General features: G+C 59.2%; 22 protein-coding genes and 2 tRNA genes. 16 read left to right on the top strand and 8 right to left on the bottom strand.

Features of this window, described 5'->3' with window-relative positions:
* Nucleotides 1–56 precede the first annotated feature (56 nt).
* From BM174_RS11150 to BM174_RS11115, 8 genes are all read left to right on the top strand, one after another.
* Nucleotides 57–132 (top strand) — tRNA-His (locus BM174_RS11150).
* A gap of 287 nt (nucleotides 133–419) precedes the next feature.
* Nucleotides 420–2,039 carry an ABC transporter substrate-binding protein gene (locus tag BM174_RS11145; RefSeq protein ID WP_093924039.1) on the top strand — a complete coding sequence of 540 codons (1,620 nt, stop codon included), beginning with the start codon at nucleotides 420–422 and terminating at the stop codon, nucleotides 2,037–2,039.
* Nucleotides 2,040–2,192: 153 nt separating this feature from the next.
* Nucleotides 2,193–3,413, top strand: coding sequence for a GNAT family N-acetyltransferase (locus tag BM174_RS11140; protein WP_093923942.1), 1,221 nt, complete (start codon nucleotides 2,193–2,195; stop codon nucleotides 3,411–3,413).
* Nucleotides 3,414–3,624: 211 nt separating this feature from the next.
* Nucleotides 3,625–4,695, top strand: coding sequence for an ABC transporter ATP-binding protein (locus BM174_RS11135; RefSeq protein ID WP_093923941.1), 1,071 nt, complete (start codon nucleotides 3,625–3,627; stop codon nucleotides 4,693–4,695).
* A 4-nt stretch (nucleotides 4,696–4,699) separates the two neighbouring features.
* Nucleotides 4,700–5,611 (top strand): ABC transporter permease, encoded by a 912-nt coding sequence (locus BM174_RS11130; protein ID WP_093923940.1) that lies wholly within the window; start codon nucleotides 4,700–4,702, stop codon nucleotides 5,609–5,611.
* Nucleotides 5,604–6,413, top strand: a complete 810-nt coding sequence (locus BM174_RS11125; RefSeq protein WP_093923939.1) for an ABC transporter permease — start codon at nucleotides 5,604–5,606, stop codon at nucleotides 6,411–6,413. The genes BM174_RS11130 and BM174_RS11125 overlap by 8 nt, the downstream gene beginning before the upstream one ends.
* A gap of 31 nt (nucleotides 6,414–6,444) precedes the next feature.
* On the top strand, nucleotides 6,445–7,467 hold the full coding sequence (locus tag BM174_RS11120) for an ABC transporter substrate-binding protein (RefSeq protein ID WP_093923938.1): 1,023 nt from the start codon (nucleotides 6,445–6,447) through the stop codon (nucleotides 7,465–7,467).
* A gap of 90 nt (nucleotides 7,468–7,557) precedes the next feature.
* A complete protein-coding gene (locus tag BM174_RS11115) occupies nucleotides 7,558–9,225 on the top strand; it encodes an amidohydrolase (RefSeq protein WP_093923937.1) in 1,668 nt (555 codons plus the stop codon).
* A 10-nt stretch (nucleotides 9,226–9,235) separates the two neighbouring features.
* On the opposite strand, the gene BM174_RS11110 is transcribed toward BM174_RS11115, so the two are convergent.
* On the bottom strand, nucleotides 9,236–10,108 hold the full coding sequence (locus BM174_RS11110; RefSeq protein WP_093923936.1) for an S-methyl-5'-thioadenosine phosphorylase: 873 nt from the start codon (nucleotides 10,106–10,108) through the stop codon (nucleotides 9,236–9,238).
* 293 nt (nucleotides 10,109–10,401) lie between these two features.
* Between BM174_RS11110 and BM174_RS11105 the strand changes: the two genes are divergently transcribed.
* Entirely contained in the window at nucleotides 10,402–12,066 is a 1,665-nt protein-coding gene (locus BM174_RS11105) for a SulP family inorganic anion transporter (RefSeq protein WP_425442356.1), read from the top strand.
* 55 nt (nucleotides 12,067–12,121) lie between these two features.
* On the opposite strand, the gene BM174_RS11100 is transcribed toward BM174_RS11105, so the two are convergent.
* Nucleotides 12,122–12,727 (bottom strand): flavin reductase family protein, encoded by a 606-nt coding sequence (locus tag BM174_RS11100; protein ID WP_093923934.1) that lies wholly within the window; start codon nucleotides 12,725–12,727, stop codon nucleotides 12,122–12,124.
* 84 nt (nucleotides 12,728–12,811) lie between these two features.
* Here BM174_RS11100 and BM174_RS11095 point away from each other — a divergent pair, with 84 nt between their 5' ends.
* Together BM174_RS11095 and BM174_RS11090 are read left to right on the top strand one after the other, a co-directional pair.
* Entirely contained in the window at nucleotides 12,812–13,300 is a 489-nt protein-coding gene (locus tag BM174_RS11095) for a GNAT family N-acetyltransferase (protein WP_093923933.1), read from the top strand.
* Between the two features lie 50 nt (nucleotides 13,301–13,350).
* Nucleotides 13,351–14,115 (top strand): EcsC family protein, encoded by a 765-nt coding sequence (locus tag BM174_RS11090; RefSeq protein WP_093923932.1) that lies wholly within the window; start codon nucleotides 13,351–13,353, stop codon nucleotides 14,113–14,115.
* Here BM174_RS11090 and modC read toward each other — a convergent pair whose 3' ends face one another.
* From modC to modA, 3 genes are read right to left on the bottom strand one after another with little or no spacing between them, the layout of a single operon-like run.
* Entirely contained in the window at nucleotides 14,116–15,204 is a 1,089-nt protein-coding gene (modC, locus tag BM174_RS11085) for a molybdenum ABC transporter ATP-binding protein (protein ID WP_093923931.1), read from the bottom strand.
* A complete protein-coding gene (gene modB / locus BM174_RS11080; RefSeq protein WP_093923930.1) occupies nucleotides 15,201–15,890 on the bottom strand; it encodes a molybdate ABC transporter permease subunit in 690 nt (229 codons plus the stop codon). Before modB ends, modC begins: the two co-directional genes overlap by 4 nt.
* Nucleotides 15,887–16,618 carry a molybdate ABC transporter substrate-binding protein gene (gene modA / locus BM174_RS11075; RefSeq protein ID WP_093923929.1) on the bottom strand — a complete coding sequence of 244 codons (732 nt, stop codon included), beginning with the start codon at nucleotides 16,616–16,618 and terminating at the stop codon, nucleotides 15,887–15,889. Before modA ends, modB begins: the two co-directional genes overlap by 4 nt.
* Nucleotides 16,619–16,748: 130 nt before the next feature.
* Here modA and BM174_RS11070 point away from each other — a divergent pair, with 130 nt between their 5' ends.
* From BM174_RS11070 to ptsP, 5 genes are all read left to right on the top strand, one after another.
* Entirely contained in the window at nucleotides 16,749–17,219 is a 471-nt protein-coding gene (locus BM174_RS11070; protein WP_093923928.1) for an NUDIX hydrolase, read from the top strand.
* A 71-nt stretch (nucleotides 17,220–17,290) separates the two neighbouring features.
* Complete coding sequence (locus tag BM174_RS11065) at nucleotides 17,291–17,737, top strand: DUF1178 family protein (protein WP_093923927.1); 447 nt, start codon at nucleotides 17,291–17,293, stop codon at nucleotides 17,735–17,737.
* 15 nt (nucleotides 17,738–17,752) lie between these two features.
* Nucleotides 17,753–18,397 carry an SDR family oxidoreductase gene (locus BM174_RS11060; protein WP_093923926.1) on the top strand — a complete coding sequence of 215 codons (645 nt, stop codon included), beginning with the start codon at nucleotides 17,753–17,755 and terminating at the stop codon, nucleotides 18,395–18,397.
* 159 nt (nucleotides 18,398–18,556) lie between these two features.
* Nucleotides 18,557–19,795 carry an aspartate kinase gene (locus tag BM174_RS11055; RefSeq protein WP_093923925.1) on the top strand — a complete coding sequence of 413 codons (1,239 nt, stop codon included), beginning with the start codon at nucleotides 18,557–18,559 and terminating at the stop codon, nucleotides 19,793–19,795.
* Nucleotides 19,796–19,895: 100 nt separating this feature from the next.
* A complete protein-coding gene (gene ptsP / locus BM174_RS11050; protein WP_093923924.1) occupies nucleotides 19,896–22,142 on the top strand; it encodes a phosphoenolpyruvate--protein phosphotransferase in 2,247 nt (748 codons plus the stop codon).
* A gap of 110 nt (nucleotides 22,143–22,252) precedes the next feature.
* On the opposite strand, the gene tviB is transcribed toward ptsP, so the two are convergent.
* The 3 genes from tviB to BM174_RS11035 form a co-directional block, all read right to left on the bottom strand.
* Nucleotides 22,253–23,527, bottom strand: coding sequence for a Vi polysaccharide biosynthesis UDP-N-acetylglucosamine C-6 dehydrogenase TviB (gene tviB, locus BM174_RS11045; protein WP_245766331.1), 1,275 nt, complete (start codon nucleotides 23,525–23,527; stop codon nucleotides 22,253–22,255).
* Between the two features lie 4 nt (nucleotides 23,528–23,531).
* Nucleotides 23,532–24,545: an NAD-dependent epimerase/dehydratase family protein gene (locus BM174_RS11040; protein WP_093923922.1), complete on the bottom strand. Its 1,014-nt coding sequence runs from the start codon at nucleotides 24,543–24,545 to the stop codon at nucleotides 23,532–23,534.
* Nucleotides 24,546–24,771: 226 nt separating this feature from the next.
* Nucleotides 24,772–24,845 (bottom strand) — tRNA-Cys (locus BM174_RS11035).
* Between the last annotated feature and the right edge of the window lie 67 nt (nucleotides 24,846–24,912).

The raw sequence follows: 24,912 nt of genomic DNA, 5'->3' as shown, positions 1-24,912 counted from the left end.
TGTGACAAAGCCTATGGACAGCAGCCGGATCAGAGGCTAGACCCATCGGCGCTGAGGCGGCCGTAGCTCAGCTGGTAGAGCCCCTGGTTGTGATCCAGGTGGTCGCGGGTTCGAGCCCCGTCGGTCGCCCCACTTTTCCTCACTCGAAAAATGCACCTGCGGGTGCGGCGTGTTATGTGCGGCATCCAGTATCTGCGGGATATGCATACGGTGACCGGCAGCCGGGGCGCAGAGTAACTCGTTCTGCCGACCCCAGCGGAAAATTATCTTGATATTTGCGCGCAGCGGGCCAAATTCTTGGTTCATCAGCGGCGGGTTTGATCCGATGCCTTGAGTCGGTTGCAGATGCAGCCTGCAGGGATTTCGCATTGGCAAAGGCGCAGGTTGATCGCGAAAAGCTCAGCAACGGGGATCCCCACATGACACATGACATCAATCCGCGCGTCACCAAGATGGCGCAGGACGTAAAGGCGGGTCGTCTCGACCGACGTGAATTTCTGGCGCTTGCATCGATTTTCAGCGTGGCGACTCCGGTGGCATATGGGTTGATCGGCGCGACACCTGCCGCCGCGCAAGAGGAGCCCAAAAAGGGTGGTGTCTTGCGGATCGGTCAGCAGATTCTCGATATCAATGATCCGCGCACCTATGACTGGCCACAAAAATCCAACGTGGCGCGGCAGTTTTGTGAACCGCTGGTGCGCTGGGAGGCGGACGGATCCTTTTCACCGTCACTGCTGGAAAGCTGGGAGGTCAGCGAGGATGCCAAGACCTACACGCTCAAGGTCCGGCAGGATGCGGTTTGGAATAACGGCGACGCCTTCACCGCGGAGGATGTGATTTTCAACATCAAACGCATGGCCGACAGCACAGCCGAAGGCAATTCGATGGCCGCGCGTCTGTCAGCACTGCGCGAAGGCGAGGCGACCGAAGCCGCAGAAGGCGCGATCGAAAAGGTCGATGATTTCACCGTGCGGCTGAACCTCTTCACCCCCGATATCTCGCTGATCCCCTCATTTGGCGACTACCCCGCGCTTTGCGTACACCCCAGCTTTGCTGGCCAGTTGCAGGATGCGCCGATTGGCACGGGCGGGTTTGAACTGGTCTCTTTCGGTGTCGGCGAGAAAGCAGTCCTCAAGCGCCGCGAAGACGGCAAATGGTGGGGTGGCGAGGTTTATCTCGACGGGCTGGAGTTCATTGATCTGGGCAGCGACGATGTGGCCTTTGTCGCCTCTTTCGAGGCCGACGAGATCGACATGAACGACGAAACTACCAACAATATCGAAGAAGTGTTCAATTCTATCGGGTTGGAACGTGCTGTGGCGTTGACCGCAACCACCGCCGTGGCACGGATGAACGTGAATGCCGCCCCCTTCGACAACAAGGAACTACGAAACGCCGTGCAGCTTGCCGTTGATAACTCTATCTGTCTGGAGCTGGCGATCGCGAGCTTGGGCACTGTGGCCGATAACCACCATGTGGCCCCTGTGCACCCTGAATATGCCGAAGTTCCACGGCCGCCGGCCGACCCGCAGCGCGCCAAGGAAGTTCTGGACGCCTCCGGTTTCAGCGGCGAGGTAGAACTGATTTCGATTGATGAAGGCGAGCTGAAAGATCTCGCCGACAGCGTTGCAGCGCAGATGCGCGATGCAGGTTTCAACATTTCGCGGCGCACGCTGCCCGGGGCAACCTTCTGGAATGATTGGACCAAATACCCGTTCTCGACGACTTCATGGGGCGGGCGTCCGTTGGGCGTTCAGGTCTATGCGCTGGCCTATAAGACTGGCGAGGCTTGGAACGAGAGCGGCCACTCCAACCCCGAGTTTGATGCAAAACTTTCCGAAGCGCTGGGGATTTTCGACCCCGAAGAGCGTAAGCCATTGATGGCGGAACTGGAACAAATGCTGCAAGACAGCGGTGTTATCATCCAGCCTTACTGGCGCGAGCTGGCGATGCACCACACGGCTGCTGTGAAGGGTTATGTCCGTCATCCGCTGCGCGAAATGCACCTTGAAAAAGTCTGGGTTGATCGCGACGTCTAATATCACCCTCGTCAAAGGGCCTCGTAAAGCGGGGCCCTTTTTTTCAATCTGTCATGCCCGTTATAGGTGCATATTCCACGTTTTTCCTCAAATTTGCCGTGATCTACTTCTATCAGCTCTCATAAATGCCGGTTCGGACGCGAGGAGCGGAAGATGTTACAACAAGCGATCACCAGACAAGCCGACAGCGATTTTGTCGTCGAGGTGATCAACGATCATGCAGGCTTCTCCGCGCTCCAAACAGCGTGGCAGAACCTTGAGCAGCGCGATCCAGAAGCCACGTTCTTCCTGTCTTGGGCGTGGATGGCGGAGGCTTTCCGAGATACTTTGCACCAATGGAGCGTGATCGTGGTGCGCAGTGCAGCCGCGCCAGAGCATCTTGTCTGCGTCCTGCCGCTCAAAGCTCGCGTGCATTGGAGCACCACGCGCCGTGCGTTCCAGACAGAGCTTCAGGCAGGCGGGAGATTGTTGTGGAGTGAGTACACCGGATTTCTCTGCGATCCGGCGGTGGAGGAGGCGGGGCTGATCGCCGCCGCCAACCAACTGGCGCAAATGCCGTGGGTGCGTTTGTCGTTGCGCTATATCGCGCAAACCCGCCGTTGCCGAATTTTCACGGATGCTTTGGCGGCGCGGGGCGTGTCGATCAAGTTCAAGGACCATATGATCAACCGCGGCGAGACGAACAATCTGCTTTGCCCGCAGGTGGCGCTGCCGCAGGATTTCGACACCTTCATGAAAACCTCGATCAGCCGGAACAAACGCCAGCAGTACAACAGGTTCAAACGCCAATTTCTCGATAGCGGCGACTATAACATCGGAATTTCTGACGCTGGGACGCTGGACGCTGATCTCGATGCTCTGCTCGGTTTATGGAAAGCAAAATGGCGCGCCGAGAAGGGCAGCACAAAGGCCGCGAGCGTGGCCGAAACCTACCGCGGTGTTCTTACCGCCGCCCATCGGGTTGGCGCGTTGATGCTGCCGGTTATCAGGCGCGGGGACCGGCCCCTTGGTGCCTTGGGCCATATCGTTGATCACGACCGCAAGTCGGTGCATTTCATCATCGTTGGCCGCGACGAACTGGCGGACGAGCCCTTCGTTGGCACCGCCTTGCATTTTTTCAGCATTGATTGGGCGGTTAAAAATGGCATGGGCCTTTATGATTTTGGCCATGGCAACGAGCCCTATAAGTACGGCTACGGCACCCAAGACCGCGAAGTGCTTTATTTCGAGGCCCGCCGTACGGCGCCAGCGCAGGAAAATCTGTTGGATCCGCAATGTACTGGCATGGTTTTGCGCCGGATCGAGGCCTTCATTGCCGCGGGCGAAACCGATTTCGCGGCGCGGGGCTGTGCGCAATTGCGCGGCCTGTTCTAAAGCTGGATAGAATCGCTAATTTAGGCAATGGTGGGCCCAGCAACCCTCACCATTTGCCGTGTTTTCTGATCTGCTGCATATTCATCAGGCAGATAATTTGACCACCGGGGAATTTGATCAAAAAATTATTTGAACGCCTTGCCTAATTGCTGATCTTCGGGCTAGCGTGGCTCAAAGCGGGGCAACTCTGCAACCGACAGGGGCAAAATAAATGATCGAAATTGATAAAGTCAGCAAAGCATACGGCGCGGGGAAGTCGCGTTTTATGGCGCTGAATGATGTTTCGGTCACCATTCGAAAGAACGAATTTTTCACCCTTCTCGGCCCGTCGGGCTGTGGCAAAACCACCCTCTTGCGGGTGATTGCGGGCTTTGTTGATCCAACCGAGGGCAGCGTCACGATGGACGGCCAAGACCTGCTGGTTTTGCCGCCTCACCGCCGGCCGGTAAACACGGTTTTCCAAAGCTACGCCCTGTTTCCCCACCTGACCGTTCGCCAGAATATCGCCTTCGGGCTGGAAATGCTGGGCAAACCCAAGGCCGAAATCGCACAGACTGTCGACGAGATGATGGCGCTGGTGCAGATGACCGCAATGGCAGATCGCCAGACTGGGCAAATCTCCGGCGGGCAGCAGCAACGGGTGGCGCTGGCGCGGGCTTTGGCCCCCAAGCCGAAAGTGCTGTTGCTGGACGAGCCTCTCTCGGCGCTGGATTTCAAGCTACGCAAAGACATGCAGATCGAACTCAAACGTCTGCAGACCGAGACAGGTATTACCTTTGTCTTCGTGACCCACGACCAAGAAGAGGCGCTGACGATGTCGGACCGTATCGCGGTGATGAGCGCAGGTTCGATCCGCCAGATCGGCAGCCCGCATGACATCTATGAGCAACCCGCCGAACGCTTTGTCGCGGACTTTATCGGCGATACCAATTTCTTGCCCGTGCAGGTCGGCACCGTGCAGGGCGACATGGCCGAGGTCACGCTGTCATCTGGCAAAACGGTTGCGGCGCGCGCCGTATTAGGCGGGCAGGGCGGGGGCACCACGCTGGCGATCCGCCCCGAACACACGCGACTGGTGCCGCCCGATCAGGGTTTGCTGCAAGGGCGGCTGGAGAACGTGGTCTATTTCGGCACCGACACCCATTATCACGTGGCCATCGGCAAGGACGAAACCATCGTCACCCGTGCCCAGAACCTGCCCGGCAGCGTTGCACAGTTCAAGACAGGCGACACCGTGGGCGTGGATTTTCCGGCAGGCGTCGGCCAAGTGCTGAAGGATTGAAGGAATGAGCGATCTGGCGCAGTCACGCGAAAAGCAGGAACGGCGCAACCGCTGGCTCTTGCTCACACCGGCCCTTGTTATACTGCTGATCGCCGCCTCGGGGCCGTTGCTAATCACGCTGACCTATTCCTTTCTGACACCGGGCGATTATGGCGGGGTGGAGTGGAGATTCTCCACCGAGGCGTGGTTCAACGTCATTTTCCAGCGCGATATTTTCGACGACACGTTGGGCTTTGCCGATGCGCATCTGTCGATCCTGTGGCGCTCGGTCAAGCTGTCGTTGATGACCACCATCGGCGCGGTGATCCTTGGCTTTCCGACCGCCTATTTCATCGCCACACGTCCGCCGCACAGTCGCGATATCTGGATGCTGCTGATCATGATCCCGTTCTGGACCAACCTGCTGATCCGCACCTTTGCGGTGATGGAGTTGATCCGCAACGAAGGCACGGTGAATTCGCTGTTGATCTGGTCGGGGGTAATCGACCAGCCGATCCAGATCCTGTTCACTGAAACTGCGATCATGATCGGCATGCTTTATGTCTATCTGCCGCTGATGGTGCTGCCGCTTTATGCGAGCATGGAGCGGTTGGATTTCAATCTTGTCGAGGCGGGCTATGACCTTTACGCCACCCGCTTTGCCGTGCTGCGCCGGATCATCCTGCCACTGGTCAAGCCGGGGCTGATTGCAGGGTCGATCCTTGTTTTCGTGCCGTCGCTGGGGGCGTACGTGACGCCGCGGGTGATGGGCGGCGGCAAGCAATTGATGCTGGGCAACCTGATTGAATTGCAGTTCGGGCAGGGGCGCAACTGGCCCTTGGGGGCGGCGCTGTCGATCACCCTGTTGGCCATCGTGATGGTCGCGCTGATCTTTTATGTCCGCTCGGCGGGACGCGAGGAGGTGGGGCATGGCTAATTCCGCAAAAGGCTTTGATGTCCGCAAGCAATGGGGCTTCACCACCATCGCGGCGGTCTGTTTCGTGCTGCTTTATCTGCCGGTCGTGCTGCTGGTGGTATATTCCTTCAATGCAGGCACCTCTGTTGCTATTTGGGAGGGGTTTTCGCTCCAATGGTATCGCAGCGCTTGGGACAACCAGCAGGTCCAAGAAGCGACGGTGCGCAGCCTCGTTCTGGCTTTCTGGGCCTCGCTCATCGCGACCTCGGCGGCGGTGCTCGCAGCACTCGCCACAACGCGGGTGCGCCCGTTCAAAGGCTATTCCACCGTCTTTGCCGCGATCAACCAGCCGCTGATGGTGCCCGAGATTGTCACCGCCGTGGCGTTGCTGATCCTCTTTGCGGGGATCAAGGTTCAAACCGGCTACACTGGACTTGGCTATCTGGTGCTCGCGCACTCGGCCTTTTGTATCCCCTTTGCCTATTTGCCGATCCGCGCCCGCCTTCAGGGTATGGACCTGACGCTGGAGCAGGCGGCCTCGGACCTTTACGCAAGCCCGTTTCAAGTGTTTCGTCGCATAACGTTGCCGCAACTCTGGCCCGGCATCCTTGCGGGGGCGATGCTGGCCTTCGTGATCAGCCTTGATGACGTGGTGATCACGGAGTTTGTCAAATCCGCAGGGCAGGATACACTGCCGACCTACATGCTAGGACAGTTGCGGCGCGTCGTAACGCCTGAGGTGAACGCCATCTCGACCGTGCTGCTGGCGATCTCGGTCACGATGGTCATTGCATTTTTCTTTCTCAGCCGTGTCAAAAAATAATACCAACCAAAACCAATAAGGGAGCCTGAAGATGAAGACCTTTCTAACCACAACAGCGCTTGTTGCTGTCGCCTCTGCCGCGCTGGCCGAGGGCGAATTGAACATCTACAACTGGGGCAACTACACCAGCCCCGAGATGATCGAGAAGTTCGAAAAAGAACACGACGTCAAGGTTACGATAACCGACTATGACAGCAATGATACCGCCTTGGCCAAAATCAAGGCTGGCGGCCACGGCTTTGATATCGTTGTCCCTTCCGGCACGTATATCCCGATCTTTGTCGGGGAGAACCTGCTGATGGAGCTTGACCCGTCCGAGCTGTCCAACCACGGCAATATTGATCCGCAGTGGATGGATGTGAAGTTCGATCCGGGCCGCAAATTCTCGGTGCCATGGCAGTGGGGCACGGTCGGTGTGACAGTCAACACCGCCGTCTATGGCGGTGATATTAATGACGCCGCGATCATCCTTGATCCGCCGGAAGAACTGAAAGGCAAGATCAACGTCGTGCCGGAAATGAACGACGTGATGGGCATGGCGATCCACTATGTCGGCGGTGAGACCTGCACAGGCGACAAGGAAGTCCTCAAGAAAGTGCGCGACGTATTGGTCGAGGCCAAGAAAAACTGGTTGTCGATGGATTACGGCAATATCGAGAAATACGCGAAGGGCGACCTCGCCGCTGGCGTGAACTGGAACGGCGCATCAATGCGTGCACGTGACCAGAACGCAGACATTGCCTTTGGCTATCCCAAAACCGGCTATCCGGTTTGGATGGACAATGCTGCGATCCTTGCCGATGCCAAAAACGTCGATAACGCCAAGCTGTTTGTCAACTTCATCATGGAGCCCGAGAACGCCGCGATGCTGTCGGCCTTTGCAAAATACGCCAATGGCATCGCAGGGTCCGAAGAGTTCATGCCCGAGGAGATGAAATCAGCGCCTGAAATCGTGGTGCCTGCTGATCTCAAGTCCGCGGCCTATATTGCGGAAACCTGCCCGCCGGAAGTCTCCAAGATCTATACCCAGATCTGGACTGAACTTCAGAAATAACAGACCCTCGGCGCGGCCTGATTGCGGGCCGCGCCGATCCTCGATCCCCCCACATTGCGGGCTTTACGCCCCTATTCGACAGGTGCGCCCATGGGCCAATTCCCCGATATTCTCATCCACAACGGCCGTTTGATCACCTTTGATGATGCCACGCCGGAGGCCACTGCAATTGCCTTGACCCGAGGTCTTATCACCGCCGTCGGCGGGGCGGAACTGAACGAGACTACAGGCCCCGATACGCAGGTTTTTGACGCCCAAGGTGGCACCGTATTGCCCAGTTTTATCGACAGTCATGTACATCTCTTCGGTGGCTCGGTTGAGTTGAGCTGCCTCGACCTCTATCGTGTTATGGGTCTTGAGGCGCTGACCTCCGCCATTGCGCCCTACGCTGCCGCCAATCCCGACGATAAAATCGTCTTTGCCGTTCAGGCCGATTACGCGATCCTGCATGACGACCGCACGCCAATGCGCCACGAGCTTGACCAAGCCTGCCCCGACCGCCCGTTCGCAATGTTCGCGCCCGATCACCACACCATGTGGGCCAATACCGCCGCTCTTGAAGTGGCGGGCATCCTGCACGGCGCCGCGACTGATGCGGGCAGCATGATCGTGATGGGCGATGACGGGCTGGCCACCGGAGAGTTGCGGGAGCCGGGGGCTTACGCCTATATCCTCAAACACACCCGCCACGGCGGCCGCGATATGGCCGGGCTGGTCACCGGTGCTGATCCGGTGCCGACGCCAACACCCGCCGAGCGTGAAAAAGACAAGGCGGTGATCGCCGCCGGTATGCGCCATTGCGCCGCCCAAGGCATCACCGGCCTGCATTGCATGGATGGCAACCGCTATCAGCTTGAATTGCTGACCGAGATGGAGGCCGAGGGCACGCTGCTCTGCCGCACCGGCGTGCCGTTCCACTTCAAAAGCGCCGATGCGTTGGATCGACTGGATGAGGCGGCGGAATTTGCGACCCAGTATCAGGGCGACATGGTGTTTTCCGGCTATGTCAAAATGTTCATCGACGGGGTGATTGAGGGGCGCACCGCGATGATGCTACAGCCCTATCCCGGCACCGAAGATAACTACGGCGATCCGGTGTTCGAGATTGATCATTTTACGAAAGCCTGCAAGCGCGCCGATGCGATGGGCCTGCAAATTGCGGTCCATTCCATCGGGGATGCAGGTATCCGTGCCACCCTCAACGCCTATCAGGCCGCACGCGAGGCCAATGGCGTGCGCGACAGCCGCCACCGCATCGAGCATCTGGAGTGTATGCACCCAGACGACATCCCGCGCATTGCCGCACTTGATGCCGTCGCCTCGATCCAGCCGGGTCACGCGCCGTTTGGCCATGTGTTCCCGTCCGAAGGGGTGCCGAAATACCTGCACGACCACCAGATTGCGGGCGCCTATGCGTGGCGCCAGATCCGCGAGACCGGCGCGCCGGTGATCTTCTCGACCGATTGGCCGGTGATGGGGGTAGAAGTGATGACCAACATCAAAGCCGCCATCGCGCCGCTGGATATGGGGGCAGGCTGGGCTGACCAAACCCAGACGCTGATGGAAACGCTCGAAAGCTACACTGTCGGCAACGCGTGGGTCGAATTTAACGAAGACCGCAAGGGGCGATTGAAGGCAGGCATGATGGCCGACGTTGTGGTGATGAGCCACGATCTGACGGCGCTGCCGCCGTCAGAGATCACCCAAGCCCGCGCGCAGGTGACGATCTGTGGCGGTCGGGTCACGCACCTCGCGTGACCCGATAAGTTCACAGCATTCGTCCCGCAACTGCATCCAGCTTGGCGACCAGATCAGGGTCGCGGGCGTCCGGTTGGGTCAATATCGCGTATTCCAACGCGCGGTCGCAGCCATGCGGGCAGGGCGCACGGGTCGCGCCCAAAAGTTCAGGTAAGCGGGCCACCATCGTGCGGGCCTTGTCAGCATTGCCCATCAGCGTGGCGATGATCTTGGTTACATCAACTTCGCCGTGATCGGGGTGCCAGCTGTCATAATCGGTGATCATCGCAACAGAGGCGTAGCAAAGCTCCGCCTCGCGGGCGAGCTTGGCCTCTGGCATATTGGTCATACCGATGACATCAGCGCCCCAGCTTTCGCGGTACATCTTTGATTCCGCAAGTGTGCTGAACTGCGGGCCTTCCATCGCCAGATAGGTGCCGCCACGGTGCACCTTGATGTCCGCCGCGCGCGCCGCCGTTTCACAGGCATCGCCAAGCCGTGGGCAGGTTGGATGCGCCACGCTCACATGTGCCACGCAGCCTTCACCAAAAAACGACTTTTCCCGCGCGAAGGTGCGGTCGATGAACTGGTCAACGATCACAAAATCCCCCGGCGCCATTTCCTCGCGGAACGACCCGCAGGCCGAGACCGAGATTACATCCGTGCACCCCAACCGCTTGAGCGCATCGATATTGGCGCGGTAGGGCACGGAGGAGGGCGAATGCACATGCCCGCGCCCATGGCGGGGCAGAAACGCCATCGGCACCCCGTCCAGCGTGCCAGACATGATCGCATCCGAGGGCGCACCCCAAGGAGTTTCAACCGTGACCCATTCGGCATCTTGCAATCCGGCAATATCGTATAGCCCCGATCCGCCGATCACGGCGATCCTTGTCTCTGTCATGTCTATCCCCAGATTTTCGGTGGTCCCGTCAGGTGCGGGCGTCGTTCTGACGCAAAGAGGTCAGAACCCGCGCTTCTCTGCAAGCCCTTGGCAATCACACTGTTGATAGAATGCCCGAGACTTGGGGCTTTCCTGCGATTTCGCCCGTGTCAATTTACCAATCCCTAATCTGACTGCGGCTAGTTTGGCGCTGCGAGGGTTTCCAACCGCAGCAAAACCGACTAGGCAGCGCAGCATTACACCCGACGGTTTGCGGGTATTTCCCTGCACTGCCCTGACAAAGGATGCCACCCATGCGCGCGACGCTTCACGCATTTGCCAAAAATCTTGATGTGACAGATTTGCGCTGGATGCCCGACGAGAAATTTTCAGCCGGTCGGTTGCGGATCGAGCTTCTGTCCGGTTTGACCGTCGCACTGGCCTTGGTGCCCGAAGCGGTGGCTTTTGCCTTTGTTGCGGGGGTGCACCCGCTGGTCGGGCTTTATGCGGCCTTTATCGTCGGGCTGATCACCGCGTTGATCGGCGGGCGGCCCGGGATGATTTCGGGCGCGACGGGCGCTTTGGCCGTGGTCATGGTGGCACTGGTGGCCCAGCACGGGGTTGAATATCTGTTTGCGACCGTGGTGTTGATGGGGCTGATACAGGTCTTTGCTGGTGTCATGCAGTGGGGCAAGTTCATCCGTCTGGTGCCGCATCCGGTGATGCTGGGCTTTGTAAACGGTCTGGCGATTGTGATCTTTCTGGCCCAGATGGGGCAGTTCAAGGTGCCGGGCACGATGGTGGATACCGGCCATGGCATGTCGGGTGGTGAATGGCTGTCAGGCCAGCCACTGATGTTGATGCTGGGTCTGGTCGCCGCAACGATGGCGATTATCTGGGTAATGCCGCGCATCACGCGGTTCATTCCGGCTCCGCTTGCCGGTATCGGGATCGTGGCAGGCGTGGTGATCTTCACAGGCTTGGATGTGCCGCGCGTCGGGGATTTGTCCTCGATTGAGGGCAGCTTTCCGGCATTTCATAACCCCTTTGGCACCGGTACTGGCATTTACGGCACCGCAATGGCACCGCTAACGCTTGAGACCTTCTATATTATTCTGCCCTACGCGGTGATCCTCGCGGCAATCGGGTTGATCGAAAGCCTGCTGACGCTGAACCTCGTCGGTGATTTGACCAACAAGCGCGGCGGTGCCTCGCAAGAATGTATCGCACAGGGCGTCGCCAATACCGTGACCGGTTTCTTTGGCGGCATGGGCGGCTGCGCGATGATCGGTCAGTCGATGATCAACGTGAAGTCCGGCGGGCGCACCCGCATTGCCGGGATTGCGGCGGCGATCTTTCTGCTGCTCTTCATTCTCGTTGGCGCGCCGATGATCGAACAGATTCCGCTGGCCGCGCTGGTGGGCGTGATGTTCATGGTGGTGATCGGGACCTTTGCGTGGAACTCGCTAACCATCCTGCGCAAGGTGCCGCTGACTGATTCATTCGTAATCTTACTGGTCACGGTTGTGACCGTTTACAAAGACCTTGCTGTTGCTGTTGTGGTCGGGGTGATCGTGTCGGCGCTGGCCTATGCGTGGAACAATGCGCGGCGCATCCATGCCACCACCCGTCAATCCGTGCGCGAGGAAGGGGCCAAGGTCTATGAAATCCACGGGCCACTTTTCTTCGGCTCTAGCGACGGCTTCGCCGAGCTTTTTGACATTGAGAATGACCCTGATCAGGTGATCATCGACTTTGCCGACAGCCGTGTGGTTGATCAATCCGCCCTTCAGGCGATTGAGACGATTGCAGGTAAGTACGAGGACGCGGGCAAACAGATCGCCCTGCGCCATCTGAGCCACGATTGCCACCGCTTGCTGACCCGTGCAGGCCACCTGATGGTGGATAGCGATGATGACCCCGATTACGAATTGGCGGTGGATTATTCAGTCCGCACCAACGTTCTGGGCGGCCATTAGAGACGAAAAAAGCGGGGCCAGAATGGCCCCGCTTTTTTCTTGCCGCGCAGCCGGATCAATCGTCGGGGCGGGCCATCTCAAAGACTTCGCGCACGGCGGCGTAATCGCGGTATCCCATCCGCGACAGCGGGATGTATTTGGTGGCATCGAACTTGCCGTCCACGATGCAGTCATCGCGCATATGGATACCCAGCACTTCGCCCATCACGACAAAATTGCTTGGCCCTTCAATCCTGATGATTTGGGTCATTTTGCACTCAAGACTGGCAGGCGCGTTGGCGACGCGCGAACAGGCGATCAATTCGCAGTCGACCTTGTCTAGGCCCGCATATTCAAATTCGTCGGTGCCATGCGGCAGCGTCGCGGACGAGGCGTTCATCGCGTCCTTATGAGCGACTGAACAAACATTCACGCAGAACACGCCGGTCTCACGGATATTGGCAACGTTGTCTTTTGTATCGCCCACATCAGGCTTGGAGCCGGTAGAGGAAAACATTACTTGCGGCGGGTCGTAGGCGGCTCCATTGAAGAAGGAATAGGGCGACAGGTTATCGCGGCCTTGGCCGTCACGGGTCGAAATCCAGCCAATCGGGCGCGGTGTAATCAGCGCGTTGAACGGGTTATGGGGCAGGCCGTGGCCGTCTTGGGGGCGATAGAACATTCATTTCTCCGGTGTTGTTTGAACCATGGCTAGCGCCATGTTAGAGGCAATGCCACAGCAAACCGGGTCGAGGAGCCTGCAACCTTGTATCAGCTTTTCCCCGAGCGCCCTGACGACTATTGGGAAGTCGAGGCTCTGTATGACCTGTGTTTTGCGCCCGGTCGAACGGCGCTGTCGTCTTACCGCTTGCGCGATGGCGTGCCGCCGGTGATGGGGCTGAGCCATGTCGCGCGCGACAGCGATGGCACGCTTGCAGGGGCAATCCGCTATTGGCCTGTGATGATTGATGCGGCACCTGCGCTTCTGCTCGGTCCCGTTGCGGTGCACCCGACACGGCAGGGCGAGGGTTTGGGCGGCGCGCTGATCGACGAAAGCCTCGCACGGGCCGAGCCGCAGGGCTGGGACCGTGTCATGCTGGTCGGTGATGCGCCTTACTACAACCGTTTCGGCTTTACCCTGCTCGAAGGCGTGCTGATGCCGCCGCCTACCAACCCCGAACGGGTTTTGGGCCGCGCGCTCATCGAGGGCGCGTGGGACGGCGTCACAGGCGAAGTCCTGCGCTGGCCGGATTGATTTTTGCGCCGCGAAGCCCACATAATCTTTAGGTCAACAAGAGGTTAGACATGCTGATCGAAAGTAATGTGCCCGCCACCGTCGATGTCGAGGCGCGTCTCAACGAGATTGCGAAGCGCTATAAACAGGCGGGCGGGGTTGGCATCAATGTGCTGAACCTGATTGGCGGTCAGGCAGACGGGTTGATCGACCGCCTGCCCACTGCCGTGCGCCGCAATCTTGAGGCCGCGACCGTCAAGGCGCTGAACGCCGCGATGAAGGCCGCGCACTCCAGCCGAAGCATCGTGCCGGACCAGAAAAGTTGGCTCAACCAAGCGGCCAGTGTTGCAATGGGAGCCGCTGGCGGGGCAGGTGGGCTGCCTACCGCGCTGGCCGAATTGCCCGTCACGACCACCTTGCTGTTGCGGGTTATTCAGGGCGTCGCGGTCGAGCATGGCTTCGATGCTGCTGCCGAGAATGTACAGTTCGACTGCGTGCAGGTCTTTGCCGCTGCTGGTCCCTTGTCGGACGATGACGGGGCCGATCTTGGCTTTCTGTCGGCGCGTCTGGCCATGTCGGGGCGGGCCATGCAGGCGGTGATCAGCAAGGTCGCGCCCAAGCTTGCCGTGGTGCTGGGGCAAAAGCTCGCGGCTCAGGCGGTTCCGGTGTTGGGGGCCGTGGCAGGGGCGGCGACCAACTATGCCTATACCAGCTATTATCAAGACATGGCGCATGTGCATTTCGGCCTGCGCAAGCTGGCGATTGATGCCGATATCCCCCATGCCGAGCTGATCGAGCGGTTGCGTCAGAAGGTCAACCGGGCCGTGGTTAGGTAATCAGCGCCCGATGCTGCCCGGCGCTACTGTGGTGGCCTTCAGGATCGCGTGACAATGCAGGCCGGGCTTAAGGCGCAGCTCGGCCACTGCGCGGGCCGTGACCCGCGCCAACAGTCGGTCGTTGCCTGCCCTCAGCGCAATTGCGGCCCCCGGTCCGTCACCGGGATGCACGGCTTCGATCACAACAGGCAGAATATTCACCGATGACAGCCCATCGGGGCGGTCCAGCGACAGGATCACATCCTGCGCCAGCACCCGTAGCCGGACCCGCGCACCGACGGGGGCCTGCACGCCGGGCAGTTCCAATTGGCCAGCGCTGATCCGCAACGTCGAGAGGCCATCATCGGCATGTTCGAGCACATCAGCTTCAATCACTGCCCCTGCCTCGCGCACACCCAGCAGGGGTACGGCGGCGGGGTCTGACATGACCTCGAAAAGCGGCCCATCTGCACGCACCCGCCCGTCCTGCACCAACACCAGCGTATCAGCAAGCCGCGCAACTTCGTCCACCGCATGGCTGACATAGAGGATCGGCAGGCCCAGCGGTCCGTCGCGCAAACGCTCAAGATAGGGCAGAATTTCTTGCTTCCGCGGCCCATCGAGGCTCGCCAGTGGCTCGTCCATTAGCAAAAGGCGAGGGCGGCTCAGCAGTGCGCGTCCTAGTGCCACTCGTTGTTTTTCCCCACCTGAAAGCGTGTTCGGCGCGCGATTTTGCACATGCTCGAGCCCGAGCAATTTAATAACGTCCGCCAGATCAGGCCCTGCGGCCCCTGAAGGCGCATAGCGCGCACCAAAGGTCAGGTTATCGACAACGCTGAGGTGCGGAAACAGCCGCGCATCTTGAAACACATAGCCAAGCTGCCGTTTCGCGGGCGGCACAAAGATACCGCGCGTCGCGTCAAACAGGGTTTCGCCCTGCAAATGCACATGGCCGCCCTCGGGACGCAGCAGGCCTGCCACCGCATTTATCACCGTGGTTTTACCAGCGCCGGAGCGTCCAAAGAGCGCGGTTATGCCCGCGCCTGCGGTAAAGGCCACGTCCAGCGCGAAATCGCCGAACTGTTGTTTGATATGCAGATCAAGGCTCATGCGCCTGCGATCCTTGCAGCAACGCGGCGGGCCAGCGCTTCGGAGATCACCACTGCCGCAACCGCGACAAGGCAGGCCAGTGCCACCATGAACAGCGCCGCAGACTCGCCCCCTGGAATTTGCAGGGCGGTCCAGATTGCACTGGGCAGGGTCTGGGTCTGGCCGGGAATATTGGCGACAAAGGTGATGGTGGCGCCAAACTCGCCCATCGCCTTGGCAAAGCCCATGACCGCACCCGCAAGGATCCCCGGCGCGATCAGCGGCAGGGTCACGCGGGCGAAAACATGGGTGCGCGGGGCGCCTAAGGTGGCTGCAGCGGCTTCAAGCTTGGGGTCCACTGCTTCGATGGCGAGGCGCATGGCGCGTACCATCAGCGGAAAGCCCATGACAATCGCCGCCAGCACTGCACCAGTCCAGTGAAACGCCAGTTGTAATCCGACCGCTTCCAAAGCGCGGCCTAGCGGTGCGGAACGGCCAAAACTCAGCAGCAGCAGGTAGCCGGTAACGACGGGGGGCAACACCAGCGGCAAATGTACCGCCGCGTTTAAAAGCCATTTGCCGCGAAACGGCACCCGCGCCAGCAACCATGCGACCCAAAGGGCGAGCGGCATCGCGAGCAGGGTTGCCCAGAAAGCCACCCAAAGTGACAAGCCCAATGCCTGCCATGCCGCTGCGTCCGCTGTCACTGTTGCAACGGGGCGAACCCGTGGTCACGCAAAACAGCCTGCGCTTCAGGTGCCAGAATAAACGCGAGCAAGGCTCCACCGGCGGGGCTAAGGGAGGCAGCGGGATACAGGATCGGATCGTGGTGGTCTTCCGGCACGGTATAGATCACCTCGACCGCAGGTTCAGCGGCGGCGTCGGAGGCATAGACAACCCCGAGCGCGGCCTGCGCCCGTGCCACCAATGCCAATGCGGCGCGCACATTATCGGTTTCGGCCAAATGGGGCATTAGCGTGCTCCAGATGCCTGCGGTTTCCAGCCATTGGCGGGCGTAGGTTCCAGCCGGGACTGCGTCGCGCTGGCCCATTGCCAGCCGCCCGCCGCTAAGTCGCGCCAATAGATCGGCAGGATCTTCGAGTGCAGGCGCGCCGACAGGGGCGATCACCACGAGCGTGTTTTGCGCCACAATCTGCGCGTCGGAGAGGTCGGGGAGCGACTGATTTTGCAGCCATGTCATCCAGGTCGAACTGGCCAGAATGACCAGGTCGGCTTGCGCACCAGCGGCCACCTGCCGCGCCATCGTGCCAGAGCCGCCGTAGGAGATCACCACTGGCAGGTCATAGCCCGCACCGATATTATCCAGTGCGCCGCGCAGACTCGCGGCAGCAAAAACGGTCACGGGGGCCTGCTCCGCCTGCAGCGGTGCGGCCAATGTTGTAAATATAGCAAGGAGCGCGAGGATACTTTTCATCCCCACCACTATCCTAGATGCATAAAGCTGCCACAAGGCCCATGCTGTATTCTGACCAAGAGATATTGCGGCTCCTATGTTGAAAGCATAGGAAAATTAAAACCGAACGAGTGCAGGGAAGCACGTGCGGATGATCAAGCAACTGCCGATTTCTGTGAATGGCGCCCGAAAGGGCGAGGTACGGACCCAGTTTGCAGCCCTGTGTTACCGCGTGAAAAAGGGCAAGTTGCGTATATTGCTGGTGACTTCGCGCCGCTCGAAACGCTGGATCGTGCCAAAGGGCTGGCCAATCGACAGCGCCACGCCAGCGGCAACGGCCTTGCAAGAAGCGTGGGAGGAGGCGGGCGTGACCGGCAAATCCACGGGGCTGAGTGTCGGGGTTTATTCTTATTCGAAGGATGTTGGTGGCACCGATGACCTGCCCTGCATCGCGGTTTTGTATCCAGTGGAAGTCAAATCGCTCGCCAAAGTTTTCCCCGAAGCGGGCCAGAGGCGGCGGCGCTGGGTCTCGCGCAAAAAGGCGGCGCGACTGGTCGCCGAGCGTGAGTTGGCGCAGTTGATTTTGGATTTTGACCCGCGGCGCAAAAAGGTCGCCGCATGACCTGCGCCTTGACGGGGCGGCCCAAGGGCCCCATTTCTAAAAGAACATAATCAAAAGGTTGCACGGGTTCGATGATCAGCTATGCGCTCAAATGTGATCAAGGTCACGGGTTTGACAGTTGGTTCCAGTCCGCCGCTGCGTTCGAGGTCTTGGCGCGGGGCGGCCATTTAAGTTGCAGCCAGTGCGGGTCGGGTAAGGTGAGCAAGGCAATCATGGCACCGCGCATTGCCGCTAATGCGAGCAAGCCGGAAACAGCTCCCGCATCGTCAACCGAACCGGTTTTGCGCGGCGCGCCGTCCGACATTGAGAAATCCATCGCCGAATTGCGCCGCAAGGTCGAGGAAAGCGCTGAATATGTCGGTCAGGATTTTACACGGCAGGCCCGTGAAATTCATCTCGGGCAGTCGCCTGAACGCCCTATTTATGGCGAAGCGCGTCCCGATCAGGCGCGGAGCTTGATCGCGGATGGCGTTGCTTTGTTGCCTTTGCCATTCCGTCCGCGGCGCAAGATGTCTTAGTAGAGGGATTCGCTTATGGTGGTAGTCGTCACGGGCGCCAGCCGCGGCATTGGTGCGGCGCTCGCAGCGCAGTACCGCGCGCAGGGCCATGAGGTTGTGGGCACCAGCCGGTCGCCGGAGGCGGAAACCCATCTGGATGTGACGCGCCCTGATAGCCACAACGCGCTGGCGGCCTCACTGGAAGACAGGGCTGTCGAGCTGCTGGTTTGCAATGCGGGGGTTTACCTGGATAAAGGCCATGACCTGAAGAACGGCTATGGCGTGGACCTCTGGGCGCAGACCTTCGCGACCAATGTGACCGGGGTTTTCCTAAGCATTCAGGCGTTGTTGCCGAATCTTGAGCGTGCCGAAGTGCCTAAGATCGCGATTATTTCATCACAGATGGCGTCATCGGCCCGCGCGCCGGGGGGCAGTTATATCTATCGGGCTTCCAAAGCTGCGGTGTTGAACTTGGGTCGCAACTTGGCCGTTGACCTCAAGCCGCGCGGCATTGCGGTGGGGATCTACCATCCGGGCTGGGTGCGCACCGATATGGGCGGCGGCGCGGCTGACATTGGTGTGGAACAGGCCGTGCAGGGCTTGGGCGCGCGAATTGATTATCTGAGCCTTGATACGACGGGATGCTATGAGGCGTGGGACGGGCAGCAGCTGCAGTTTTGAAGGCGGGTGCCATGGGTGGCGTAATTTTCTAATATGTCAGGAATTTCGGGGCGCTGCCCCGTGCGCCGGGATATTTGTGGTCAGAAGATCGGGCTTGCAGCCCTTGCGCTGGCGCGGGCTTGCGCGTAAACCGCGCCCGTATTGAGGCGCGAGGGACTTATGCCAGTTCTGGTGATGAAATTTGGCGGCACTTCGGTGGCCACTTTGGACCGTATCCGCCGTGCGGCGAAGCGGGTCGGCGTTGAGGTGGCGAAGGGCTATGATGTCATCGTCATCGTTTCGGCCATGTCAGGCAAGACCAACGAGTTGGTCGGCTGGGTGAACGAGACTTCGCCGATGTATGATGCCCGCGAATATGATGCCGTGGTGTCGAGCGGTGAGAATGTCACGGCGGGGCTTATGGCGCTGACGTTGCAGGAAATGGATATTCCGGCGCGGTCCTGGCAGGGGTGGCAGGTGCCGGTGCGCACGACTTCCGCCCATGCTTCGGCGCGGATCGAGGAAATTCCGCCTGCCAATATCATGGGCCGTTTTGCCGATGGCATGAAGGTGGCAGTGGTTGCGGGTTTCCAAGGGGTGAGCCCCGAGGGGCGGATCACTACTTTGGGGCGCGGCGGATCGGACACTACAGCAGTGGCGTTTGCGGCAGCGTTTGAGGCTGTGCGATGTGATATCTACACTGATGTGGACGGGGTTTATACCACCGACCCGCGGGTGGAATCCAAGGCACGCAAGCTGGACCGCATTGCTTTTGAGGAAATGTTGGAGCTCGCCTCGCTGGGTGCCAAGGTGTTGCAGACCCGCTCGGTCGAGTTGGCAATGCGCTACAAGGTCAAGCTGCGGGTTTTGTCGAGTTTTGAGGAACAATCGGACGATGCTGGCACGCTCGTCTGTGATGAGGAGGAAATCATGGAATCCAATGTTGTTTCAGGGGTCGCGTTCAGCCGCGACGAGGCCAAGATGACGCTGGTTTCGGTGGCAGACCGTCCCGGCATTGCAGCGGCAATTTTCACTGCGCTCAGCGAGGGTGGTGTCAATGTTGACATGATCGTGCAGAATATCTCCGAAGAGGGTCGCACCGATATGACTTGGTCCTGCCCTGTCGATCAGGTCATGCGCGCCGAAAAATCTGTGGAAAAAGCGCAGTCTGACGGGGTGATTAACTATCACGAACTTATCGCAGACCGTGAGGTTGCTAAGGTGAGCGTCGTCGGGATCGGGATGCGCAGCCACACTGGTGTGGCCGCCAAGATGTTCCAGGTGCTGTCGGGTGAGGGAATCAACATCAAGGTGATTACCACCTCCGAGATCAAGATCAGCGTCTTAATTGACCGCAAATACATGGAATTGGCGGTTCAGGCACTGCATGATGCCTTCGAGTTGCACAAGCCCGCGTAAACCTTTGGCTCCCGAGGCCTGTTTCGTCGATTCCCGTATCGCTCGAAGGCCGCGTCTGGTCTAAGCTTCAAGGGATCGTTATCTGGGGGGCCGCAGCGATATGGCAGAGCGTTTCGAGACGGAAAGCCGCAAGCTTTTGGGGCGGTTGCGCGACGCGATGGCCAGCGATGACGCAGGTCAGGAGCGGCTCGACAAGATCACCCATCTGATCGCGACCTCTATGGGCTGTGAGGTCTGCTCGATCTATCTGTTTCGCGACGAAGACACGCTTGAGCTTTGTGCGACAGAAGGGTTGAACGCGGACGCGGTGCACCAGACGCGCATGAAAATGGGCGAGGGTCTGGTAGGGCGCGTGGCGCGGCGCAAGCGCGTCATCAATACGCCAAATGCTCCGCAGGCGCCCGGTTTTCGCTATATGCCAGAGACCGGCGAGGAGATTTTCTCCAGCTTTTTAGGCGTGCCGGTGCAACGTTTGGGCGAAACCCTTGGCGTTTTGGTCGTGCAGTCGAAAACCGCACGCGAATTTTCTGCGGATGAAGTTTACGCTTTGGAAGTTGTCGCCATGGTATTGGCTGAAATGACCGAGTTGGGGGCCTTTGTCGGCGAGGGGGCTGCACTGGCGGCGCGGCATTCGCAGCCTGTGCTGTTGCGCGGGACCGTTGGTCAGGAAGGCGTAGCAGAGGGCCATGTTTGGCTGCACGAGCCGCGTGTTGTTGTATCAAACCCGATTGCGGATGATCCGGTCCGCGAAGCGGTGCGACTTGAGACTGCTGTTGGGCTTTTGCGCGTCAGCGTTGACCAGATGTTGTCAATGTCAGCGGGCCACAAGGACCAAGAGCAGGTTATCGAGGCCTACCGCATGTTCGCCAACTCCAAGGGCTGGATGCGGCGGATGCAGGACAGCATCGCCAGCGGGTTGAGCGCGGAGGCAGCTGTTGAAAAGGAACAGTCGGTGGCGCGGTCGCGTATGGGGCAGGTGAGCGATGCCTATCTGCGCGAACGGCTCAGCGATCTGGACGATTTGTCGAACCGGTTGCTGCGAACACTTACGGGGCAGGGTAACGATACTGGCGCGGAAATGCCGATTGATCCAATCCTGGTAGCGCGCAATATCGGGCCCGCTGAACTGTTGGACTACGGGCGCAAGCTGAAGGGTATTGTACTGGAGGGCGGCTCCGTCGGGAGCCATGCAGCCATCGTGGCGCGGGCGCTGGCGATCCCGCTGGTGGTACATGCAGGGCAGATTACCACTGATGCGCTAAACGGCGATCACATTATGGTGGACGGTGAACAGGGCATTGTTCACCTGCGCCCCGACGACATGGTGGCCACCGCATTTCGCGATAAGATCGCGATGCAAGCTGCTGCGCAAGAACGCTATACGTCGATCCGGGATCTGCCCGCCCAGGCGAGATGCGGCTCTGTTGTCAGCTTGCAAATGAATGCGGGGCTGATGGCGGATCTGCCTTCGCTGGATGGATCGGGTGCTGATGGTGTGGGCCTGTTCCGCACCGAGTTGCAGTTTCTGGTGCGCAACCAGATGCCAAAACGGTCCGAGCTTTCAGCGCTCTATGCGCGGGTGTTGGATGCAGCACATGGCAAGCGGGTGGTGTTTCGCACGCTGGACATCGGGTCTGACAAAGTGCTGCCTTACATGAAGCCCAACGACGAGCCCAATCCGGCCCTGGGCTGGCGTGCGATCCGCGTAGGATTGGACAAACCCGGCGTTATGCGCATGCAGCTTCAGGCGTTGATCCGTGCCGCAAATGGCCGTTCGCTGACCGTAATGTTCCCCTTTGTTGCGCAGTTCGAGGAATTCCGCGCCGCGCGTGCGGAGGTGGACAAGGCGATGGAGCGGGAGCGGATATTGGGCCACCCATTGCCCGAGAAGCTCGAAATCGGAGCGATGCTGGAAACCCCTAGCCTTGCCTTCGCACCGCAAAAGTTCTTTGAGGAAGTCGAGTTTCTGTCGATCGGCGGCAATGACCTTAAGCAGTTTTTCTTTGCGGCTGACCGCGAGAACGAGCGGGTTCGGCGGCGCTATGACACCCTGAACGTCAGTTTCCTGACCTTCCTCGAAGGCATTGTGAAACGCTGCGAAGAGACAGATACGCCGGTCTCGTTTTGTGGTGAGGATGCGGGCCGCCCAGTCGAAGCACTGTGTTTTGCCGCGATCGGACTGCGGACGCTGTCGATGCGCCCGGCCTCTATCGGGCCGGTGAAAAGCCTTTTGCGGCGCTGCAACCTTGAAGATGTTCGCAAGGTGATAAACGAGGCACGCGATGCGGGCGAAATGTCAGTGCGCAGTGCTGTAATGGAATATGTCCGCAGCCAGCATCAGGTTTAAACACCCTGTGCAACGGCTTGATAGCAGTACACTATATGTCTCGAACAACCCGTATTCGTGGCAAAGCGGTCTGTCACTAAAAGGCCCGACATCGGCGCTTGCCCACGTACTTACAGGCGTAGCGTGGATATTTCAGTCGGGAACACTGACTTCAGGTCAAAGAACACTGAGTCAGCCGTGGCATAGCTGCACAAAGCATCGAAACCGGCGTCGCGAAACTGGCTATGTGCTACGGCGAGGACTACCCCTTCGTAGGTATTTGCCTCCGGTGCTTTGACCAAATCGATGCCGTATTCCGCTTGCGCTTCCTCCGCATCTACCCATGGATCGTGCAAATCTACCTGAACGCCGTATTCCTGCAACTCATGCACCACATCTATCACCCGCGTGTTGCGCAAATCCGGACAGTTCTCTTTAAACGCAAGGCCCAGCACCAGAACCCGCGCGCCTTGCACCTGAATACGTTTTTTCAGCATCGCCTTGATCATTTGGCCCGCCACATAGGCGCCCATGCCATCATTGATCCGCCGCCCCGCAAGAATAACCTGCGGCTGATATCCCAATGCCTCGGCCTTGTGGGTCAGATAATAAGGATCGACGCCAATACAGTGCCCTCCGACAAGACCGGGGCGGAAGGGCAGAAAATTCCATTTGGTCCCCGCCGCTTCGAGCACGGTCTGCGTATCAATCCCCATCTTGTTAAAGATAATCGCAAGTTCGTTTACGAGAGCAATGTTAAGATCGCGTTGCGTATTCTCGATAACTTTCGCCGCCTCAGCGACCTTGATGCTCTGTGCGCGGTAGGTGCCTGCGGTGATGATCTCGCCGTAAAGCGCATCCACCTGCGCGGCCACTTCGGGCGTCGAGCCTGCGGTGACCTTGAGGATATTGGGCAGGCGATGGTCTTTATCGCCGGGATTGATCCGCTCGGGGCTGTAGCCGCAAAAGAAATCGTGATTGAACGTGAGACCGGAGACACGCTCCAACACCGGCACGCAGTCTTCTTCGGTGGCACCGGGGTAGACCGTGCTTTCATAGATAACGATATCGCCCTTTTTAAGCACGCTGCCAACAGTCTCGGAGGCGCGGAGCAAGGGGGTGAGGTCAGGGCGTTTGTGCGCATCAATCGGCGTCGGCACGGTGACGATGTAGATCGTACAGGCCGCAATATCCGCGATATCGGCGGTAAAGCTCAGGTGCTGGGCTGCGGTAAGCTCGTCGCGCGTGGTTTCGCGGGTGCGGTCGTGGCCGGATACGAGCTCCGCGATACGGGTATGGTTGATATCAAACCCCACAGTCTGGCGGCGCTTGCCAAACTCCAGCGCCAGTGGCAGGCCGACATATCCCAACCCGATGATCGCGATTTTCTGATCTTGTGTACCCACGCTCTTACTTCCCGTAATAGTCCCGGAACCACGCGACAAAACGGGCGATACCATCTTTGAAATCGGTTTGCGGGCGATAGCCAGTCAGATTCTGCAGCAACTCGGCATTGGCCCATGTGGCCGGAACATCGCCCTTCTGCATATCCATATAGTTCCGGATCGCCTTTTTCCCGAGGCTTTCTTCAATGGCGTCGATAAAATCCAGCAAGCGAACCTTGTCGGAGTTGCCGATATTGACCACGCGGTAGGGGGCGACGGGCGACAGGCTGTCCCATTCGGGCACGTCTTCACGGCTGGCAGGGCGCACGGGCGGTGTGTCGATCAGCAGGCGGATCGCCTTCACCAGATCGTCAACATAGGTAAAATCGCGGTACATATCGCCATGGTTGTAGATGTCGATCGGGCGGTCATCGAGTATCGCATCCACGAACTTATAAAGCGCCAAATCGGGCCGCCCCCATGTGCCATAGACCGTGAAAAACCGGAACATCGTCGTTGGCAGGTTCCACAGATGGGCGTAGGAATGGCCCATCGCCTCGGTCGCCTTTTTTGTGGCGGCATAGATCGTCAGCGGAGTGTCGGCTTTTTCTGTCTCGACGAAGGGCATCTCTTCGTTGGCGCCGTAAACCGAAGAGGTCGAGGCCATTAGCAGGTGCTTTACCTCCAAACGCCGCGCCGCCTCCATGACATTGAAGGTGCCGACGACGTTGGCGTCGATATAAGCGCGTGGATTTTCAAGACTGTAGCGCACGCCAGCCTGCGCCGCGAGGTGCACGATAATGTCAGGCTGAAAGGCATCGGCAACCCTGTCTACCGCGCCATCCTCCTCAAGCAGCGCCTCGGTCGCGGCGAAGTTCGGGTTTTGCAGCAGCATCGCGTGGCGGCGCTTTTTCAGCGCAACATCGTAGTAATCGCTCATCCCGTCAAAGCCGTGCACCTGAAACCCTTCGGCCAGCAACAGTTTTGCAAGGTGAAATCCGATAAAGCCCGCTGTTCCGGTCACGAGAACTTTTTGCATCAATACGCTCGCTTTTAGCTAAATTTCAGGCCGACACCGCTGTGCTTCAACCGCAATTCTGGCGCCACATGGTAAATGGTTTGGGGGAACACCTAGGAGGGGCGTGGCAAACAAACAAGCCAGCAGCAGATTTCTGTCGAAGACAGATATGCTCGTCAGTCGATGGAGAAAGTTAAACAGCGGTCAAAACTGCGATTTGGAACTGTCTTCAAGGCAAGGGGATAGGTGGAGGCGAGTGGGGGAATCGAACCCCCATACACGGATTTGCAATCCGGCGCGTAACCACTCCGCCAACTCGCCAGCCTTAATTGTGCGCACTGCTAAACGATCCCCCTGTCACCTGCAAGCCCCTGCGGGATGTGAAATG

This window comes from Sulfitobacter brevis, assembly GCF_900112755.1.
GTDB classification, from domain to species: domain Bacteria; phylum Pseudomonadota; class Alphaproteobacteria; order Rhodobacterales; family Rhodobacteraceae; genus Sulfitobacter; species Sulfitobacter brevis.
Note: the sequence above shows the minus strand (reverse complement) of the source record. Positions and strands in the feature narration are given on the sequence as shown.

What these genes read in the sequence shown, in the direction of transcription:
- BM174_RS11145 (WP_093924039.1), top strand. Translation starts at nt 420, where the DNA reads ATGACACATGACATCAATCCGCGCGTCACCAAGATGGCGCAGGACGTA.
- BM174_RS11140 (WP_093923942.1), top strand. Translation starts at nt 2,193, where the DNA reads ATGTTACAACAAGCGATCACCAGACAAGCCGACAGCGATTTTGTCGTC.
- BM174_RS11135 (WP_093923941.1), top strand. Translation starts at nt 3,625, where the DNA reads ATGATCGAAATTGATAAAGTCAGCAAAGCATACGGCGCGGGGAAGTCG.
- BM174_RS11130 (WP_093923940.1), top strand. Translation starts at nt 4,700, where the DNA reads ATGAGCGATCTGGCGCAGTCACGCGAAAAGCAGGAACGGCGCAACCGC.
- BM174_RS11125 (WP_093923939.1), top strand. Translation starts at nt 5,604, where the DNA reads ATGGCTAATTCCGCAAAAGGCTTTGATGTCCGCAAGCAATGGGGCTTC.
- BM174_RS11120 (WP_093923938.1), top strand. Translation starts at nt 6,445, where the DNA reads ATGAAGACCTTTCTAACCACAACAGCGCTTGTTGCTGTCGCCTCTGCC.
- BM174_RS11115 (WP_093923937.1), top strand. Translation starts at nt 7,558, where the DNA reads ATGGGCCAATTCCCCGATATTCTCATCCACAACGGCCGTTTGATCACC.
- BM174_RS11110 (WP_093923936.1), bottom strand. Translation starts at nt 10,108, where the DNA reads ATGACAGAGACAAGGATCGCCGTGATCGGCGGATCGGGGCTATACGAT.
- BM174_RS11105 (WP_425442356.1), top strand. Translation starts at nt 10,402, where the DNA reads ATGCGCGCGACGCTTCACGCATTTGCCAAAAATCTTGATGTGACAGAT.
- BM174_RS11100 (WP_093923934.1), bottom strand. Translation starts at nt 12,727, where the DNA reads ATGTTCTATCGCCCCCAAGACGGCCACGGCCTGCCCCATAACCCGTTC.
- BM174_RS11090 (WP_093923932.1), top strand. Translation starts at nt 13,351, where the DNA reads ATGCTGATCGAAAGTAATGTGCCCGCCACCGTCGATGTCGAGGCGCGT.
- modC (WP_093923931.1), bottom strand. Translation starts at nt 15,204, where the DNA reads ATGAGCCTTGATCTGCATATCAAACAACAGTTCGGCGATTTCGCGCTG.
- modA (WP_093923929.1), bottom strand. Translation starts at nt 16,618, where the DNA reads ATGAAAAGTATCCTCGCGCTCCTTGCTATATTTACAACATTGGCCGCA.
- BM174_RS11070 (WP_093923928.1), top strand. Translation starts at nt 16,749, where the DNA reads ATGATCAAGCAACTGCCGATTTCTGTGAATGGCGCCCGAAAGGGCGAG.
- BM174_RS11065 (WP_093923927.1), top strand. Translation starts at nt 17,291, where the DNA reads ATGATCAGCTATGCGCTCAAATGTGATCAAGGTCACGGGTTTGACAGT.
- BM174_RS11060 (WP_093923926.1), top strand. Translation starts at nt 17,753, where the DNA reads ATGGTGGTAGTCGTCACGGGCGCCAGCCGCGGCATTGGTGCGGCGCTC.
- BM174_RS11055 (WP_093923925.1), top strand. Translation starts at nt 18,557, where the DNA reads ATGCCAGTTCTGGTGATGAAATTTGGCGGCACTTCGGTGGCCACTTTG.
- ptsP (WP_093923924.1), top strand. Translation starts at nt 19,896, where the DNA reads ATGGCAGAGCGTTTCGAGACGGAAAGCCGCAAGCTTTTGGGGCGGTTG.
- BM174_RS11040 (WP_093923922.1), bottom strand. Translation starts at nt 24,545, where the DNA reads ATGCAAAAAGTTCTCGTGACCGGAACAGCGGGCTTTATCGGATTTCAC.